At 57.5% G+C, this 15,908-nt stretch carries 14 protein-coding genes and 1 pseudogene; 6 read left to right on the top strand and 9 right to left on the bottom strand.

All coding sequences use genetic code 11. The features are described 5' to 3' along the window. The 3 genes and pseudogenes from ACIQYF_RS03775 to ACIQYF_RS03765 form a co-directional block, all read left to right on the top strand. A pseudogene (locus ACIQYF_RS03775) lies at positions 1–441 on the top strand (hypothetical protein); the annotation flags it as partial. Then, positions 441–710 (top strand): hypothetical protein, encoded by a 270-nt coding sequence (locus ACIQYF_RS03770; RefSeq protein WP_402856998.1) that lies wholly within the window; start codon positions 441–443, stop codon positions 708–710. The pseudogene ACIQYF_RS03775 and the gene ACIQYF_RS03770, both read left to right, overlap by 1 nt. Before the next feature lie 312 nt (positions 711–1,022). Beyond that, positions 1,023–2,621 (top strand): lipase family protein, encoded by a 1,599-nt coding sequence (locus ACIQYF_RS03765; RefSeq protein WP_402856996.1) that lies wholly within the window; start codon positions 1,023–1,025, stop codon positions 2,619–2,621. Between the two features lie 66 nt (positions 2,622–2,687). On the opposite strand, the gene ACIQYF_RS03760 is transcribed toward ACIQYF_RS03765, so the two are convergent. From ACIQYF_RS03760 to ACIQYF_RS03725, 8 genes are all read right to left on the bottom strand, one after another. Then, the gene (locus tag ACIQYF_RS03760) at positions 2,688–3,311 is read right to left on the bottom strand and encodes a class I SAM-dependent methyltransferase (protein WP_402856994.1); all 624 of its coding nucleotides are present in this window, start codon (positions 3,309–3,311) and stop codon (positions 2,688–2,690) included. 41 nt (positions 3,312–3,352) lie between these two features. Next, a complete protein-coding gene (locus ACIQYF_RS03755) occupies positions 3,353–3,997 on the bottom strand; it encodes a methionine ABC transporter permease (protein WP_402856992.1) in 645 nt (214 codons plus the stop codon). After that, positions 3,987–5,108, bottom strand: coding sequence for a methionine ABC transporter ATP-binding protein (locus tag ACIQYF_RS03750; protein ID WP_402856990.1), 1,122 nt, complete (start codon positions 5,106–5,108; stop codon positions 3,987–3,989). Before ACIQYF_RS03750 ends, ACIQYF_RS03755 begins: the two co-directional genes overlap by 11 nt. Positions 5,109–5,110: 2 nt before the next feature. Further along, complete coding sequence (locus tag ACIQYF_RS03745) at positions 5,111–5,902, bottom strand: MetQ/NlpA family ABC transporter substrate-binding protein (protein ID WP_402856988.1); 792 nt, start codon at positions 5,900–5,902, stop codon at positions 5,111–5,113. Positions 5,903–6,010: 108 nt separating this feature from the next. Further along, positions 6,011–7,366 carry an LLM class flavin-dependent oxidoreductase gene (locus tag ACIQYF_RS03740; protein ID WP_402856986.1) on the bottom strand — a complete coding sequence of 452 codons (1,356 nt, stop codon included), beginning with the start codon at positions 7,364–7,366 and terminating at the stop codon, positions 6,011–6,013. Then, the gene (locus ACIQYF_RS03735; protein WP_402856984.1) at positions 7,366–8,562 is read right to left on the bottom strand and encodes an SfnB family sulfur acquisition oxidoreductase; all 1,197 of its coding nucleotides are present in this window, start codon (positions 8,560–8,562) and stop codon (positions 7,366–7,368) included. The genes ACIQYF_RS03740 and ACIQYF_RS03735 overlap by 1 nt, the downstream gene beginning before the upstream one ends. Positions 8,563–8,573: 11 nt before the next feature. Continuing rightward, positions 8,574–9,815, bottom strand: a complete 1,242-nt coding sequence (locus ACIQYF_RS03730) for an SfnB family sulfur acquisition oxidoreductase (protein ID WP_402856982.1) — start codon at positions 9,813–9,815, stop codon at positions 8,574–8,576. A 224-nt stretch (positions 9,816–10,039) separates the two neighbouring features. After that, entirely contained in the window at positions 10,040–10,804 is a 765-nt protein-coding gene (locus tag ACIQYF_RS03725; protein ID WP_402856980.1) for a hypothetical protein, read from the bottom strand. Between the two features lie 621 nt (positions 10,805–11,425). On the opposite strand from ACIQYF_RS03725, the gene ACIQYF_RS03720 reads away from it, so the two are divergent. Both ACIQYF_RS03720 and ACIQYF_RS03715 read left to right on the top strand, forming a co-directional pair. Continuing rightward, on the top strand, positions 11,426–12,355 hold the full coding sequence (locus tag ACIQYF_RS03720; RefSeq protein ID WP_402856978.1) for an SdiA-regulated domain-containing protein: 930 nt from the start codon (positions 11,426–11,428) through the stop codon (positions 12,353–12,355). A 161-nt stretch (positions 12,356–12,516) separates the two neighbouring features. Beyond that, positions 12,517–13,425: an SdiA-regulated domain-containing protein gene (locus ACIQYF_RS03715; protein WP_402856976.1), complete on the top strand. Its 909-nt coding sequence runs from the start codon at positions 12,517–12,519 to the stop codon at positions 13,423–13,425. 111 nt (positions 13,426–13,536) lie between these two features. On the opposite strand, the gene rpiA is transcribed toward ACIQYF_RS03715, so the two are convergent. Then, positions 13,537–14,208: a ribose-5-phosphate isomerase RpiA gene (rpiA, locus tag ACIQYF_RS03710; protein ID WP_016782772.1), complete on the bottom strand. Its 672-nt coding sequence runs from the start codon at positions 14,206–14,208 to the stop codon at positions 13,537–13,539. A 184-nt stretch (positions 14,209–14,392) separates the two neighbouring features. On the opposite strand from rpiA, the gene ilvA reads away from it, so the two are divergent. Beyond that, the gene (ilvA, locus tag ACIQYF_RS03705; protein ID WP_402856974.1) at positions 14,393–15,907 is read left to right on the top strand and encodes a threonine ammonia-lyase, biosynthetic; all 1,515 of its coding nucleotides are present in this window, start codon (positions 14,393–14,395) and stop codon (positions 15,905–15,907) included. Position 15,908: the final 1 nt, after the last annotated feature.

Raw genomic sequence — 15,908 nt, 5'->3', positions numbered from 1 at the left:
TTTTTACGAGATGAGCAAGATGACGGCTACAAGATGTGGAACAAGCCCTTTGATGCAGCCGGGGTGACGCTTGTTGAAGGGCAGTGTCAGTCATTATTTCGAACGATGGGCAAACCCCGAATACTCAGAAAGCTCCTCAGTTGTAAAAACATCAATGCCCAAGGCGTTTTGGAAAACCAGGTGCCAATAGGGGCTTACACCCTTGAGCAACTGGCGGGTAAAACCGTAAAGCTGAAGCTCACATGGGCGGCAGAAGACAGGCCGTATTTCAAAGGCTTTTGGCTTAAGACCCCAGAGGGCTGGCGACCTTGTACAGGACGTTGGGGAACGCCTAATGAAGAACTCTGTACGACACCGCCTAAATTTACCGACTTTGTGATGGTGGATGGTCGTAGGTGCACGGTGTATCCCGGCTGTACTGAGCGCAAGGAAAACGAATAGTGGATCAGATTAATGTGCCCAAATCTTTAAACTTAAAAGGTCGCATGTTTTCCTGCCCAGTTGGGGGGAAACGGACGACCTTTCAGCTACTTAATGAAGCGGGGGACGGTGAGCCCTATGCAGGGCTGACTTATGAAGTTACGGACTCTGAAGGATTTAAATATTTCGGAGCTTTGGATAGTACGGGTACAGGTGAGGTAAATAACCATTACGCAGGGCCTATAGCGCTGACATTTAATCAAGCGTATGCAAAGAGTATGTCTTCTTGATGGCGAGAGACCATTACCCCCTCAAAATTACCGAACTTCAAGTCAGGGCCGAGTCCACACGGTTCGTCAATAAAGATGGCTCCCGTACCCAAGACAATCCATTCGAAACGGCCAAGGACACGGACTTTATTCAGGTGGAGGTCAGGCATCTGGTTGAGCACACCTCGCACTTGCCACCCCAGGTTGACGCCTATTTTCCTCCCCGCAAGGGGGTCATTCAAATCATGAGAACCCCCCCCAAAAAACGGCCTATGCATCCTTGGCAGCAGGCACACGGTGATACAGGTTCGCCCGTTACGAGCCTTACGGCCCATGCTGTCAACGGACTCTAAATTCTGCGCACTTAACCTCTATCAACTGGCGCTGATGGCCACCCTGAGTTATTGGCCCTTTGGGCAGAACCCTGATGAGCACCCGGTCAATGCCCCAACGGTCAGTTTCCCGATGATCCCCAGCATGGGTAACTGGTTTGGTGATGCGCTGGCCAAGTTCAAGGAACTCTGGCGGGTTGATCCCGGGCAAACCCATGCCTACTACCCGCTGTATGAAGACGTGCCGTATTCCCAGCGATTGGAAGTCGTACCCTTTGATCCCGAGTTGTACCCCATCAATCAACCGAGCAAGGGGCTCGACCAGGAAACCCCGGCCACCCTGCATTTTCTCGATGACAGAGGCCAAGAAGTAGACACCGACACTCAAGCGTTTATAACCCATAACCGCGAGCTGATCCTGCTTGCTGTACGAGGCACCAATGAGGTGCCGTGGGACATCTTGCGCGATGCGGATGGGTTCCAAGTGCCCTTTATGGAAGGTGCAGGCAAGGTTCATCGAGGGTTCTATGAGGCCGCCCAGCAGGTCTATCGATTTGCGGTGAGGTACCTGGATAAATTTTACGCCGGGCAAAAGCTGGTCATTTGTGGGCACAGTCTGGGTGGGGCCATTGCATTGCTAGTGGCCGAGATGCTGCGACGCAGGTCAGCCAATCACGACCTTTTGCTCTACACCTACGGCGCCCCACGAGCAGGGGATTCGGACTTTGTCGAAGGCGCCAAAAGCCTGGTGCATTACCGCACGGTGAACCATAACGACCCCGTGCCCAGTTTACCCAGCGCGTGGATGAAGTTCAGGCCCACCCGAACATTGCGTGAGGCTTTTGCAGACTACGACGGTATTCCGCTGTTCGCCATGAGCAGTTATGTGGCGGGCATGGTCGATCCCAATGCATTCCCCTACACCCATCACGGCACGTTGCAGCATTTTATGCCGGTGAGTTTCAGCGCTGACGAACTGTCCCACATCTTGTGGGCTCCCAGCTGCGAGGTCCTCACGGATCAAGCGGTATGCACCCTCGCGGTGGCGCAAGAAAATGGCTTGCCGCAGCGCGCTGACTTTTGGGAGCAAGTCATGAACGGGGCTAACCATACATTGGTCGGCGGCTATGTCCCCGCGTGCTGGGCGGCGTTGCGGCGTTGGCAAGAAGCCCTCGAGGCAAAACGTTCGATCGTGACAGCTTTGGAATATGAACGGATTGACGAAGCCCTAAAGTTGACTCAACAAAATCTAATGGAACACGAGCGCTATATACGGCATGAACTTGACCCTCGAATCATCAGCCATAAGAAGACCGGGCAAGCACTCCTGCGTGAGGCTACCAGGGTCAAGGTGACACGCGAGCGGTTGCTCCTGTTGAAAGGCACCGTGCTCAGCGCCGCCGATGTCTACGGCCTTTATGCGTTGCAGCCCGAAGGGTTGGTCGAGGCGTTGGCGCGTTGGCGCCAGCACCCCGAAAGCCTCAAAAATGAACAGTTGGCAATGGCCCCGACCAGCCTGTCAGAAGCCGAAAGCATGGCGTTGGTCGGCGGTCATGTGATTGGCGCGCCTTATACGTTTGACTGGGATTCGATGGGGTGAAAGTGTGAGTGCTTCCTGCGAAAACGCTTTAGGCGCGAGCTGGCTCGCGATCTTTTGATCCTGACGTTACTTACGCCAAACACTCACCAGCCATGGCTGTTGATCGCGGGGCAAGCCGGCCGGGCGGTAGTAGTGTTCCAGCTCCACAAACCCCACCGCCGTGAGCATCGCGCGCCAGTTTTCCAGGTCGTGATAGGCGCCATAGCGTTGTTCATTCCAGCCTTCACGGTTATCCCCGCGTGGGTTGGAACTGAGCAGTACGCCGCCCGGCTTGAGGCTGGCATGCAGCTTGCTCAACACGTGCTCCAACTCTTGCGTCGGTACGTGGAATAACGAGGCGTTGGCGAAGATGCCGTCAAAGCGCTCGGCCGGCAGATCAAGTTTGAGAAAGTCTTGGTGCCACACTTCACAGCCGCTGTCTTCGCGGGCCATTTGGGTGAAGCGTTCGGTGCCGTCCAGCCCGATGGCGATGTGTCCCAGCCGGGTGAAGGTTTTTAGATCACGACCCGGCCCGCAGCCAAAATCCAGAACGGTGAACGGCGCGCAACCTTGAATGTGGCGCAGCAAGGCGTCGATGTTTTGGCTCACGTCGTGGTCGCGAGTACCTTCACGAAAGTCTTCGGCATTTTGTTGGTAGTGCGCCAGGGTGGTGGCGCTAATCTGTTCGAGGGTGTTGGGGTCGAGGGGCATCGCAGGGCTCAGTCGGCGGCAGTGTTGCCGCCGACTATACCTCAGCGCTTGTTCAGTACGCGGGCCAGGCGATCGCCGCCCAGCTGAATCACGGCCACGAGCAGCACCAATAACACGATCACAGTGAGCATGACTTGGGTGTCAAACCGCTGGTAGCCATAGCGATAGGCGATGTCGCCCAGGCCGCCGGCACCTATCGCACCGGCCATGGCCGAGGAGTTGATCATGGTGACGATGGTGATGGTAAAACCTGCGACGATGCCCGGTAACGCTTCAGGCAAAAGCACGTGCCAGATGATGTGATGGCGCTTGCAGCCCATGGCCTGTGCGGCTTCGATCAACCCGTGGTCCACCTCGCGCAAGCTGACTTCGGCAATGCGTGCAAAGAAGGGCGTGGCCGCGATGGTCAGCGGTACGACAGCCGCCCATACGCCGTAGGTGGTGCCGACAATCAGGCGGGTAAACGGGATCAGTGCCACCATCAAAATCAAAAATGGAATGGAGCGAAACAGGTTCACGAACGCCCCCAAGGCTTTGTTCAGCGCGGGGGCTTCATAGATGCCGCCCTTGTCGCTGGTGACCAGTATCACCGCCAGCGGAATGCCCAGAATCAGCGCGATAAAAGACGACACACCGACCATCAAAAAGGTGTCGATCAGGCCCTGCCATAAACGATCAAGCCCCATAGCCCAGTACCTCGACCTGTTGCGCCCATTGTTCAGCGCGCTTGCGCAGTTCTTCGGCGCCCAATGAAGTGCTGGTGACGCTGAGCAGCAGTTGCCCCAGGGCATGGCCCTGGATCTGCTCGACGCCACCGTGGAGCAACCGCACCTGGCCGCCCAAGGCGCTGAAGAGCGCACCCAGGTCGGGTTCTTGTGCTTGGCTGCCGGTAAAGCGCAGGCGCAAAATCACGCTCGATTGTGCCGAGTGCGGGGCTGCGTGAATGCGGCTTTGCAGCGCCTCGGGCAGGTTGTCTTGCAGCGGTGCGAGCAAGGTTTTGCTGACCTCGTGCTGCGGATTGCCAAACACTTGCCATACCGGGCCTTGCTCGACGACCTGGCCTTGTTCGAGCACCACCACGCGGTGGCAAATGTCGCGGATGACCGCCATTTCGTGGGTAATGAGGATGATGGTAAGGCCCAGTCGCTGATTGATCTCGCGCAGCAAGCCAAGGATCGACTGTGTGGTTTGCGGGTCGAGGGCCGAGGTGGCCTCGTCGCAGAGCAGAATCGCCGGGTCGTGAACCAGTGCGCGAGCAATGCCTACACGTTGTTTTTGCCCGCCCGAGAGTTGCGCCGGGTAGGCCGTATGTTTGCCTTGCAGGCCGACCAGCTCCAGCAACTCGCGCACTTTTTGTTCGCGTTGCAGCTTGGGCACGCCGGCCACCTTGAGCGGCAGTTCAACGTTTTGCCACACGGTTTTGGCCGACATCAGGTTGAAGTGCTGAAAGATCATGCCGGTCTGACGGCGCAAGGCGACCAGCGTGTTTTCGTCAAACTCACCGATGTCGATTTGATCAATCAACACGCGGCCGCTGCTGGGTTGTTCCAGTCGGTTGATGGTGCGGATCAGCGACGATTTACCTGCACCGCTGCGGCCGATAATGCCGAAGATTTCCCCGCGCTGAATGGCCAGATCAATGCCTTTGAGCGCATGGACCGTGCCTTGACGGCCGTCATAGGTTTTGCCAACCCCAATAAAACGTACGTGGGCGTTCTTCAGTTCCGGGTGCAGGTCAGTGTGGGACGCGCTGGGTAGCGGTTCATCGAGCCGCGTGCGGGCAATGGCTACGCTCATGGTCAGTTCGTCCAGCCAGGTTGATACAGAGTGCCGTAGGTTTTATCCAGCGAGGCCTTTACCACCGGTGAGTGCTGATAAATATCGATGAACCTGGCCAGGCGCGGGTCGTCCTTGCTCGTGGGCTGGATGACAAACTGAATCACGTATTCCGGGTGGTCGATGCCGTCGAACAGCAGCGCGGAGGTCGCATCGAAAGTGTTGGCCATGCGAATGTAGGCCGGGTAGCCCTGCACCAGGTCCGCATCGTCGTAGGCACGTACCAATTGCACGGCTTCGACCTGCAGGATTTTGATCTTTTTCGGGTTGGCGATGATGTCTTCTTCGGTGGCTTTGTAGCCGACGCCGGGTTTAAGCGTGATCAGCCCGGCCTTGGCCAGCAGTTGCAGGCCGCGCCCGCTGTTGATCGGGTCGTTGGCGATGGCCACGGTGGCACCGACGGGCAATTGTTCGAGGCTTTTGTATTTTTTGGAATACAGGCCCACGTTGTTGATGACGCCTTTGGCGTAAGGCACCAGATGAAAGCCGCTGGCGGCGTTGGCGTTTTCCAGGAACGGAATGTGCTGAAAGTAGTTCACGTCGATGTCGCCGCTGGCCAGGCTGACGTTGGGAGCGATCCAGTCGGTGAACTCGACCAGCTCGACTTTCAGCCCTTGCTTGTCAGCTTCAGCCACTGCGGCTTCCAACGGAATGGCAAAGGCGGAGGTGGTGCCGACCTTGAGTGGTTTTTCGGTGGCGAAGGTAAGGCCGCTGAACAGCCCGAGTGCCAGAACCAGTGCGTGCTTTTTGTTCATATGATTAATCCGCTAAAGAGGGGTGCAATTCGGTCTCTGTAGGAGCGTGCTTGCCTCGCGATCTTTTGTTCTTTTAAAGATCGCGAGCAAACTCGTTTCTACCCGGGTTTAGTGCCTGAAAGACGCGCCGGTATGGCGTTCGGGCAGGTGCGCATCGCCTTCGACAAACAGCTTTTGCCGCAGGCTGCCGGTGTCGTAAGCCGTCTTGTAGGAGCCCCGGCGTTGCAGCTCGGGGATCACCAGGTCGATGAAGTCGGCATAGCTTTCAGGGGTGACGATGCGGGTCAGGTTGAAGCCGTCCAGACCGGTCTCGGCGATCCACGATTCCAATTCGTCAGCGACCTGTTCCGGCGAGCCGACCACGGTCATGTAACGCCCGCCCAGCGCGTGTTGTTCGAGCAGCTTGCGGCGCGTCCAATCGTTGTTTTGCAGCACTTTGGTCGCGGACTGTATGGCGTTGCTCTTCACGTACTGGATCGGCTCGTCCAGTTCGTAGTCGGCAAAGTCGATGCCGGTGGAACTGGCGAAATGCGCCACCCCGGCTTCGGCGCTGGCATAGCTCAGGTATTCCTGGCGCTTGGCGTGCGCCTGGGCTTCGGTCGGCGCGACGATGACGTTGAGGCCCATGAACAGTTTGATGTCGTCAGGGTTGCGGCCTGCTGCCGCCGCACTGGCGCGGACTTTGTCGACCTGGATTTTGGTCGCGGCCTTGGTCTGCCCGCTGATGAATACGCACTCGGCATGGCGCCCGGCAAATCGCAGCCCGCGGTCCGAACTGCCCGCCTGGAAGAGCACGGGGGTGCGCTGTGGCGACGGTTCGCAGAGGTGATAGCCCTCGACCTGATAAAACTCGCCTGCGTGTGTGACCTTGTGCACTTTGTCGGGCTGGGCGTAGATGCGTTGCACCGGATCGTTGAGCACGGCGCCGTTTTCCCAACTGCCTTCCCAGAGTTTGTAGAGCACTTCCAGGTATTCGTCGGCCTGGTCGTAACGGCGGTCGTGTTCGACTTGCTCGGTCAGGCCCATAGCCTTGGCCGCGCTGTCCAGATAGCCGGTCACGATGTTCCAGCCCACCCGGCCACGGGTCAGGTGGTCGAGGGTCGACATACGGCGTGCGAACAAATACGGCGGCTCGTAGGTCAGGTTGGCGGTCAAGCCAAAACCGATGTTTTTGGTGGCGGCCGCCATGGCCGAAACCAGCAGCAACGGGTCGTTGACCGGCAACTGGATGGACTCTTTGAGCGGAATATCAACCGATTGTTGATAAACGTCGTATACGCCTACGATGTCGGCGATAAAGAGCCCGTCGAACAGCCCGCGTTCCAGCAATTGCGCCAGCTCAGTCCAGTATTCCAGGGTGTTGAAACGGGTCGAGGTGTCGCGTGGATGCGTCCACAACCCATGGTTGATATGGCCAATGCAGTTCATGTTGAAGGCATTGAGCAGGATTTTCTTTTTGCTCATCAGATTGTCCCCCGCAGCGGTGGGTTTTCACTGTTGAGGTAGTAATTGCCCACGGCGTGGTACTTCCAGCGCACCGGGTCGTGCAGGGTGTGCACGCGGGCGTTGCGCCAGTGACGATCGAGGCCGTATTCGGCCAGGGTGGCCTGGCTGCCGGCCAGCTCAAACAGAGTGCTGCCAGCGGCCAGCGACACTTCTGTGCTGATGGCGCGCGCTTCGGCCACGGCAATCGAGGCCGCAGCCACGGTGCTGGCGTTGGTGTTGGCCTGGGCGGTGTCGAGAAACTCGCCGCTGCGGTCCAGCAAGGCTTCAGCCGCATGCAAACGCACGCTCAAGCGGCCGAATGTTTTGAGGGTCAAAGGGTCTTCGCTGGCGATGTCGCAAGTGGCGTCGATCCAAGGCCGGGTTTTGGTGCGTACAAAGTGCAGGGCGTCTTCATACGCTGCGCGGGCGATGCCGGTGTCGATGGCCGCGTGCAGAATCTGCGCCAGCGGGCCGACCGGCGTCGGGCGTTCGAAAGCGCTTTGAAACGGAATCACATCGGCGGTGGCGACAAACACGTTGTCGAACACCACCGAGCCGCTGCCGGTGGTGCGCTGGCCAAAACCGCTCCAGTCGTCGATCACCTTTAAACCTTCGCTGTCGCTGCGCACAAAGGCCAGGTGCTGCACGCCGTTGTCATCCACCACCGACGTCGGAATGCGTTGCGCGTACAACGCGCCGGTGGCGTAGAACTTGCGGCCGTTGATGCGATAGCCGTGTTCTGCCTTGGCCAGATGGGTGGTACGGTCGTGGGCGGTTTTGGTGCCCAGTTCGGCCAGGGCATTGCCAAAGCGTTGCCCGGCCAGGACTTCGGCGTAGAGCCGCTGTTTTTGCGATTCGCTGCCGTTCACGCGCAGCACTTCGAGGGCGTAGAAATGGTTCTGCGGGATTTGTCCCAGCGAGCTGTCGGCAGCCGAGATAAGGGCCACCACTTGCGCGAGGGTAACGTTGGACACGCCTGCGCCGCCATAAGCCTTGGGCACGGTAATGCCCCACAAGCCGGTGTGGGAAAACAGCTCCAGCTCATCGAAAGGCAGGCGTCGTTCGCGGTCCCGCAAGACGCTGTCACGTTTGAAATGGGCGGCAAGTTCACGCGCTACGCTCAGGGCCTCGGCATCGCTGTGGATAACCGGGACCTGTTTGGATATCAGTGACATGGGTGTCTCCGTTAGATCCAGGAATGTCGGGCAGGCAACGTGCCGTTGAGGCGGTAGGCGCCGATGGCGTGGTATTTCCAGCGCACGGGGTCGTGCAGCGTGTGCACGCGGGCGTTGCGCCAATGCCGGTCCAGGTTGAACTCGGCCAGGGTGGCGCGACTGCCCGCCAGCTCGAACAGTTTTTCACTGGCCAGCAATGACAGTTCAGTGCTCAAGACTTTGGCTTCGGCGACGGCAATCGATGCGCGGGCAGCGGCCTGCGCATCGATCGGCGCTGCGCTGACCTGGTCAAGTACGCGACCGGCTTTGCGCAGCAGCGCTTCGGCGGCGTGCAACTCGATCTGCAATTTGCCGATGTCAGCGATCACGTAGGGGTCATCGCTATTGCGTTCGACCTTGGCATCAATCCACGGGCGCGAGCGTTCGCGTACAAAACTGATGGTGTCGGCGAGGGCGCCGCGCGCAATGCCCAGGTCAATGGCGGCCTGAATCAGTTGTGACACCGCGCCTTGAATGTTCGGTTTTTCAGCCAGGCGCCAGTTGTCGATGACCAGCTCGGCTTCAATCGGTACGTTGTTCAGCAAGACCGTGCCACTGGCGGTGGTGCGCTGGCCGAAACCGGACCAGTCATCGACCACCCTCAGGCCTGGCGTGCCGCGGCGGACAAAGGCCATGACTTGCTGGCCGTCATCGTTGAGCGCCTTGACGGCGATCCAGTGTGCAAATAGTGCTCCGGTGGAGTAAAACTTTTGGCCATTGATCACGAAGTTGTCGCCATCGGCCGTGATGCGAGCTTTCAGATCGAGGGTGTTTTTAGTGCCGCGCTCCGGGCCTGCGTTACCAATACGCCAGCCCTGTAGCACGCGGGTGAACAAATGTTCTTTTTGCGCAGGGCTCGCGATGCTTTCAATCAGGTTGAGAAGACCCACCTGGTTTTGCGGAATTTGCCCCAGCGCCGGGTCGGCTGCCGAAATGATCGCAAAGACTTCAGCCAGGGTGACGTAAGACACCTGCGGCCCGCCAAATGCGCGAGGAATGGAAATACTGCCCAACCCACTGCGGGTAAATGCTTCGACCTGTGACCACGGCAGTTTGCGTTGCTGATCGCGCCTGGCGGCATGTTCACGGGCGGCGTTGGCCAGATTGTGGGCGGCTTGAAGGGCTTCGTTGTCAGTGCTCAGGACGTGCGCTGCTGACAACAGGGGCGCGACATCGAGGTCGCTTTGTCGTTGTGCATTCGCCAAGAGGGACATTAGTTGTGCTCCTTGACTGCACGCAATGCCCTGGCGATCTGCACAAGGGTAATTGTGTTGCTGGCCATACCTACCTCGCGTCTCGTTGTTTGGAGCGCCGCATGAGCGGCGCGAATTAAAGCAAGAGAGTCCGGTGGTCCGGTGCATATACCCTAATCGAGTATAAAAATTATAAAAACTACCTTTTTGGAATATGGATAGACGATTCACGCTGGGCCTGGCGATCAGTTTCGCCAGTTAGGACGCGGCTCTGCGGCGCATAGCACCTCACGTGGGGCGGTGTTGATATAGCGTTTATTGGCGCCCACCTTGAGTGTTCGGGGCGGGGCCCAGCGCGAGTTATTGCCGACGCGGTCAATGACGCAGTAAGTGACCTCCAGTTTTGAGTCTTCGCCGGCTTCCTGAATAATCTCGGGGGGCACGAAGACGCTGAAAGGTTTATTGACGTCGACCTGACGCAGTTTTGGCAGGTCCAGGCGCACATCGCCCCAGAGCAAGGTAATTTCGTCTTCGCTGGCCATGTGGCGGTAGGGCTCGATGGTCACAGGCACGCCGCGTTTCATCTGGCTCGGGTTGACCCCATAACGCAGGATCGGCTCGGGTATCATCACCGGCGCGAGCCCCTGGTTTTCCTCACCGATGGCTTCGCCGCCGGGGCAATCAAGTTTGACCAGCACTTTAAGTTGGGCTGAAAGCGCAGGGCTGCTGCCAATGTGCATCACCCGATAATAGAGACGAGCCGTTCCATTTTGAATAAAACTTTCGGGCACCCTCAATGAAATGGGCTGGTCAATGTCCGCGCGGGTTAGTTGTTTTGAGGATATATAACAACCGTCCCAGAATAATTCAATTAAATCGCCTTCTTCCATATTTATATAGGGTGCGATGGTGACGAATAATTGTTCGGCTGCGCGGGCACAAATAGTGTGTTTGTTCGATTGTGCCAGCACGGGTGCTGCTAACTTATGAGTGTGCGAGGTAAAAGGCATAGGTTAAATTCCTTTCTAACTTTAAGGCGTTACAGAGCACCACGACGCGGCTGCTGGAGGGGGCGGCGCTGAATGAAGCGGGTGCTCGTGCAGCTTGAGTAATGGGTTTGAAAATCCGTAGGCAGCGTATTCGGTTTGTAAGTGATTACAGTGGGTGCAGGTTGGCATTGTTTTTTATTAGATAAGAGTCTTGGGTCATCAGTGTCAAGGTGGGATGTTGCAAATATTAGTGTCTTCGATTTATTCAGAAAGTTCCTACTGGTGAGACGTTTAATAGTGCTGCCTCAGGGGGCTTTTAGACAGGCTGAAGCGGACTTTAAGTTATAAAGTGTGTGGTGTGGGGTGTATTTGATGGGTTGGCTTGAGGAAGTTAGGCGTGTAAGGCGATGTAGGAAAATATTGCTGTTGATAAATTAAGATCACTCCTACGCATATTTTTAAAGTTTCAGATTGAGCATTGAGGCGAAGGAATAGGGCGTTCTAAGCCTTTTGTGTGCAGGGATGGAGCTGTTGTTAGCAATTATTTCACACACAATCTGCATAATAAGGTCGTGCGAGGCAGTCCGCTTTGCCCGCTTTGTGCTATTTAGACCTAGCAAAATTTCTTGGATGATCCTGCCAATGGCTACAGACCCTCAGCTAATCCCTCCCGTACGTCGGCCTTCTCGCTTTGGCCGCTGGTATTACTGGCTATTGCTGCTGGCTGCGCTGCTCTATGGGCTGGCGTCAATCCTTCATTGGGATGACCGTGGGGCACTGTGGGTGCTGGAGCAGTTTGAGAGCCCCATGGAGCAGAATGAAAGCGTGTGGTTGCCAGACTACACGGTGGTCATTGATGCCAAGCCGTTGCCGGGGATGGAGAAGGACGAAGCGTCAGATCTTGCTTACAGCCCCCTGAGCAACACGTTGTTTTCGGTGATGGGCAAAAATCCGTTTCTGGTGGAGTTGACCCTCGACGGCGACGTGCTGCGCAAAATCCCGCTGGTGGGCTGGAACAACCCGGAAGGTTTGACGGTGATGGAGAATGGCCTGCTGGCCATTGTCGATGAGCGCAAACACATGCTGAGCATCATCAAAGTCGAGCCTGACACTAAAAGCTTGAACTTTGATGACTTCCCCACGTACGACCTTGGGCCTTCTAAAGATCAGAACAAAGCCTTTGAGGCCATCGCCTGGGACCCGCGCCGCCAGCAGTTGTTATTGGGCGAAGAGCGTCCGCCGGCCTTGTTTGTGTGGCAAAGCGATGGCAGCCAGGTGCTCACCGGCGACAAGCAAAAAGTGCCCAGTGATGAGCTCGATCTGCGTAATTTGTCGGGGTTGAGCATGGATCCGCGCACCGGTCATACCCTGATACTGTCTGCGGACTCGCACCTGCTGCTCGAACTCGATGAGCTGGGTGAGCAAGTCAGCTTTATGACCTTGCTTCGCGGGTTCAATGGTCTCAAAGACACCATCCCTCGAGCCGAAGGCGTGGCGATTGATAACAACGGCACGCTGTACATGGTGAGTGAGCCCAACTTGTTCTATCGCTTCGAGAAGAAAGCGAAGTAATCACCGAGCCCCCTCAGGAGCGAGCGTGCTCGCGATCTTTTGATCTTTTGATCTTTTGAAAAAGCTCGCTCCCACAAGAAACATCCCGGGCATCAAGAATTAAGCTTGAGTTCATGCAGGCGTGGTATTCCAACCGCCTGATTTGTTTAGAGCTCAAGCCAATGCGCCGCGTTCACCCTTCCACCTTCTTTTTTATGAGCGTGTTGCTTGCAGTCCTGGTCGCCGCAGGCTTCGTTGGGCAGCATTACCGTGTGTTCGAACGTACCTGGTTCAACCTCAGCCAGTTATGGCAGCCCGCGCACCCTGACGGCATCAATCTGGGTGAGTACCGCGCCGTGCTGCAAGGCCTGGCGATTGATGGCCTTGAAGACAATGTTTCTGCGCTGACCTTCGACCCGCTGCGAAAAAGCCTGTTTACCGTGACCAACAAAAAAACCGAATTGGTCGAGTTGTCTCTGGACGGGCGGATAGTACGACGCATCCCGTTGGTCGGGTTTGGTGATGCCGAGGCCATTGAGTTCATCGGCGAGAACACGTACGTGATCACTGATGAATATCAGCAGCGCTTGATCAACGTGACGATCGATGACAGCACCCGGGTACTGAACGCTGCCAATGCCGAGCAATTGGCGCTGGGGATTAACCCGTTGGGCAACAAGGGGTTTGAAGGCCTGGCCTACGACTCGGTCGGCAAGCGTCTGTTCGTGGCCAAAGAGCGTGACCCGATGCTGATTTACGAGGTGCGCGGTTTTCCTCATGACAACCCGCAACAACCTTATGCCACTCATGTGGTGACCAACCCCAGGCGTGATGCGCGGCTGTTTGTGCGTGATCTGTCGAGCTTGCAGTTTGACGAACGCAGCGGGCACTTACTGGCGCTGTCGGATGAGTCTAAGTTGCTGCTCGAGCTGGATATAAACGGGCGCCCAATCAGCACGTTGACGCTGAAAAAAGGCCGTCATGGGCTGGAAAAATCTGTGCCGCAAGCAGAAGGTGTCGCCATGGACGACGAGGGGACGGTGTATGTGGTGAGCGAGCCGAACCTGTTCTACGTGTTCAAGAAGCCCTGATGTTGTAGCCGCTGCCGCATGCTGCGATGGGGAGGCGTAGCGACCCTGCCTTAAAGCGAGGGTCCTGCGGCTCTTATCGCGGCCTGCGGCAGCGGGTACAGAATTTGCCGCTTACTTGCTAAGGGTTTTCACGCCTTCGGGTGTACCCAGCAACAGCAGGTCGGCCGGACGGGCAGCGAACAAACCGTTGGTCACGACACCAACGATGGCATTGATTTGACGTTCCAGCTCCACCGGGTTGGTGATCTGCATGTTGAACACGTCGATGATGATGTTGCCGTTGTCGGTCACCACGCCTTCACGGTAAACCGGGTCGCCGCCCAGCTTGACCAGTTCGCGGGCCACGTGGCTGCGAGCCATGGGGATGACTTCAACCGGCAGCGGGAAAGCGCCCAGCACCGGCACCAGCTTGCTGGCGTCAGCGATGCAGATGAAAGTTTTAGCCACGGCGGCGACGATCTTCTCGCGGGTCAGGGCTGCGCCGCCGCCTTTGATCAGGTTCAGGTTTTCGTCGCTCTCATCGGCGCCGTCTACATAGAACTCCAGGTCGCTGACGGTGTTCAGCTCATACACCGGAATGCCGTGGCCTTTAAGGCGGGCAGCAGTGGCTTCGGAACTGGCCACGGCGCCGTCGAATGCGCCCTTGTGCAAGGCCAGTGCGTCGATGAAGCAGTTGGCCGTGGAGCCGGTGCCGACCCCAACGATGCTCTTGTCATCCAGTTTTGGAAGGATGAAGTCGACAGCTGCCTGGGCAACGGCCTGTTTGAGTTGATCCTGGGTCATGGGGGGCTCCGGGGCGGGAAGAGTAAACAGAAGGGCGGCATTATACGGGCAAGTAACAGGCGATGTGCGTGGCCTGATGTTTGGCGGCACGGCCAGCGCTAAACCTTCTATTTCGTATGGTCGGCTGCGTAAACGCTGGGGTAGACTCCTTGGTCCCCGCCCACCCGCCCAGTGAAGCTTTCCGATGCTCGAACAGTACGTTAAGAAGATCCTCACCTCGCGCGTTTATGACGTTGCCGTAGAAACCCCTTTGCAGACTGCCAATCAGCTGTCCCAGCGTCTGGGCAATCAGATTTTGCTCAAGCGCGAAGACTTGCAGCCGGTGTACTCGTTCAAGATTCGTGGCGCTTACAACAAGCTCACGCAATTGACCGACGCCGAGCGCGCCTGCGGCGTAGTGACTGCGTCGGCAGGTAACCATGCTCAGGGCCTGGCGCTGGCCGCCAAGGTACTGGGGGTCAAAGCCACTATCGTCATGCCTAAAACCACTCCCGAGATCAAGATTGAAGGCGTGCGTTCGCGTGGTGGCATTGTGGTACTGCACGGTGACTCCTTTCCGGAAGCCCTGGCGTACTCGCTGCAACTGGTCGAGCAAAAAGGCTACGTTTACGTCCACCCGTACGATGATCCGCACACCATCGCCGGGCAGGGCACCGTGGCGATGGAAATTTTGCGCCAACACCCGGCACCTCTGGATGCGATCTTCGTGCCGGTGGGCGGTGGCGGACTGATTGCGGGTATTGCCGCGTACGTTAAGTACCTGCGACCAGACATTAAGATCATTGGCGTCGAGCCCGATGATTCCAACTGCCTGCAAGCCGCGATGGCCGCAGGCGAGCGTGTGGTCCTGCCGACTGTGGGCATCTTTGCCGATGGTGTGGCGGTGGCCCAGATTGGGCAGCACACGTTCGACATCTGCAAAGACTATGTCGATGAAGTGATCACCGTCAGCACCGATGAAATCTGTGCGGCCATCAAGGACATTTTCGACGACACCCGCTCGATCACTGAGCCTTCGGGCGCGCTGGGCGTGGCCGGGATCAAAAAATACGTGGAGCAACGCGGTGTGCGCGGCCAGACACTGGTGGCCATCGACTCGGGTGCCAACGTCAACTTCGACCGTTTGCGCCATGTGGCCGAACGTGCCGAGCTGGGCGAGGGCCGCGAAGTGATCATCGCTGTGACCATCCCTGAAGTGCCCGGCAGCTTCAAAGCGTTCTGCCAGGCCATCGGCAAGCGTCAGATCACCGAGTTCAACTACCGCTACCACACCGGCAGCGAGGCCCACATATTTGTCGGTGTGCAGACGCACCCCGAGAACGACCCGCGCAGTGGGTTGTTGGCCAGCCTGACTGAGCAAGGCTTTCCGGTGGTCGACCTGACTGAAAACGAATTGGCCAAGCTGCACATCCGCCACATGGTCGGTGGGCACGCGGCCAAGGTCAGCGATGAGTTGCTGTTTCGCTTCGAATTTCCGGAGCGCCCGGGTGCACTGTTTAACTTCCTCAATAAGCTGGGCGGGCGCTGGAACATCTCGATGTTCCATTACCGCAACCATGGCGCGGCAGATGGCCGCGTGATGGCGGGGCTGCAAGTGCCGGCTGACGAGCGTCATCTGGTACCTGCGGCGCTGGCTGAGATTGGCTACCCGTATTGGGATGAAAGTGACAACCCGGCTTATCAACTGTTTCTTGGCTGAT

Origin of the sequence: Pseudomonas sp. NPDC096917, from assembly GCF_044762555.1 — a bacterium.
GTDB lineage: Bacteria > Pseudomonadota > Gammaproteobacteria > Pseudomonadales > Pseudomonadaceae > Aquipseudomonas.
This window is presented reverse-complemented; position numbering and strand designations above follow the sequence as displayed.

Bases quoted from the DNA above. Each gene is read 5' to 3' on its own strand.
- ACIQYF_RS03765 (WP_402856996.1), top strand. From the start codon at position 1,023: ATGCTGTCAACGGACTCTAAATTCTGCGCACTTAACCTCTATCAACTG.
- ACIQYF_RS03760 (WP_402856994.1), bottom strand. From the start codon at position 3,311: ATGCCCCTCGACCCCAACACCCTCGAACAGATTAGCGCCACCACCCTG.
- ACIQYF_RS03755 (WP_402856992.1), bottom strand. From the start codon at position 3,997: ATGGGGCTTGATCGTTTATGGCAGGGCCTGATCGACACCTTTTTGATG.
- ACIQYF_RS03750 (WP_402856990.1), bottom strand. From the start codon at position 5,108: ATGAGCGTAGCCATTGCCCGCACGCGGCTCGATGAACCGCTACCCAGC.
- ACIQYF_RS03745 (WP_402856988.1), bottom strand. From the start codon at position 5,902: ATGAACAAAAAGCACGCACTGGTTCTGGCACTCGGGCTGTTCAGCGGC.
- ACIQYF_RS03740 (WP_402856986.1), bottom strand. From the start codon at position 7,366: ATGAGCAAAAAGAAAATCCTGCTCAATGCCTTCAACATGAACTGCATT.
- ACIQYF_RS03735 (WP_402856984.1), bottom strand. From the start codon at position 8,562: ATGTCACTGATATCCAAACAGGTCCCGGTTATCCACAGCGATGCCGAG.
- ACIQYF_RS03730 (WP_402856982.1), bottom strand. From the start codon at position 9,815: ATGTCCCTCTTGGCGAATGCACAACGACAAAGCGACCTCGATGTCGCG.
- ACIQYF_RS03725 (WP_402856980.1), bottom strand. From the start codon at position 10,804: ATGCCTTTTACCTCGCACACTCATAAGTTAGCAGCACCCGTGCTGGCA.
- ACIQYF_RS03720 (WP_402856978.1), top strand. From the start codon at position 11,426: ATGGCTACAGACCCTCAGCTAATCCCTCCCGTACGTCGGCCTTCTCGC.
- ACIQYF_RS03715 (WP_402856976.1), top strand. From the start codon at position 12,517: ATGCGCCGCGTTCACCCTTCCACCTTCTTTTTTATGAGCGTGTTGCTT.
- rpiA (WP_016782772.1), bottom strand. From the start codon at position 14,208: ATGACCCAGGATCAACTCAAACAGGCCGTTGCCCAGGCAGCTGTCGAC.
- ilvA (WP_402856974.1), top strand. From the start codon at position 14,393: ATGCTCGAACAGTACGTTAAGAAGATCCTCACCTCGCGCGTTTATGAC.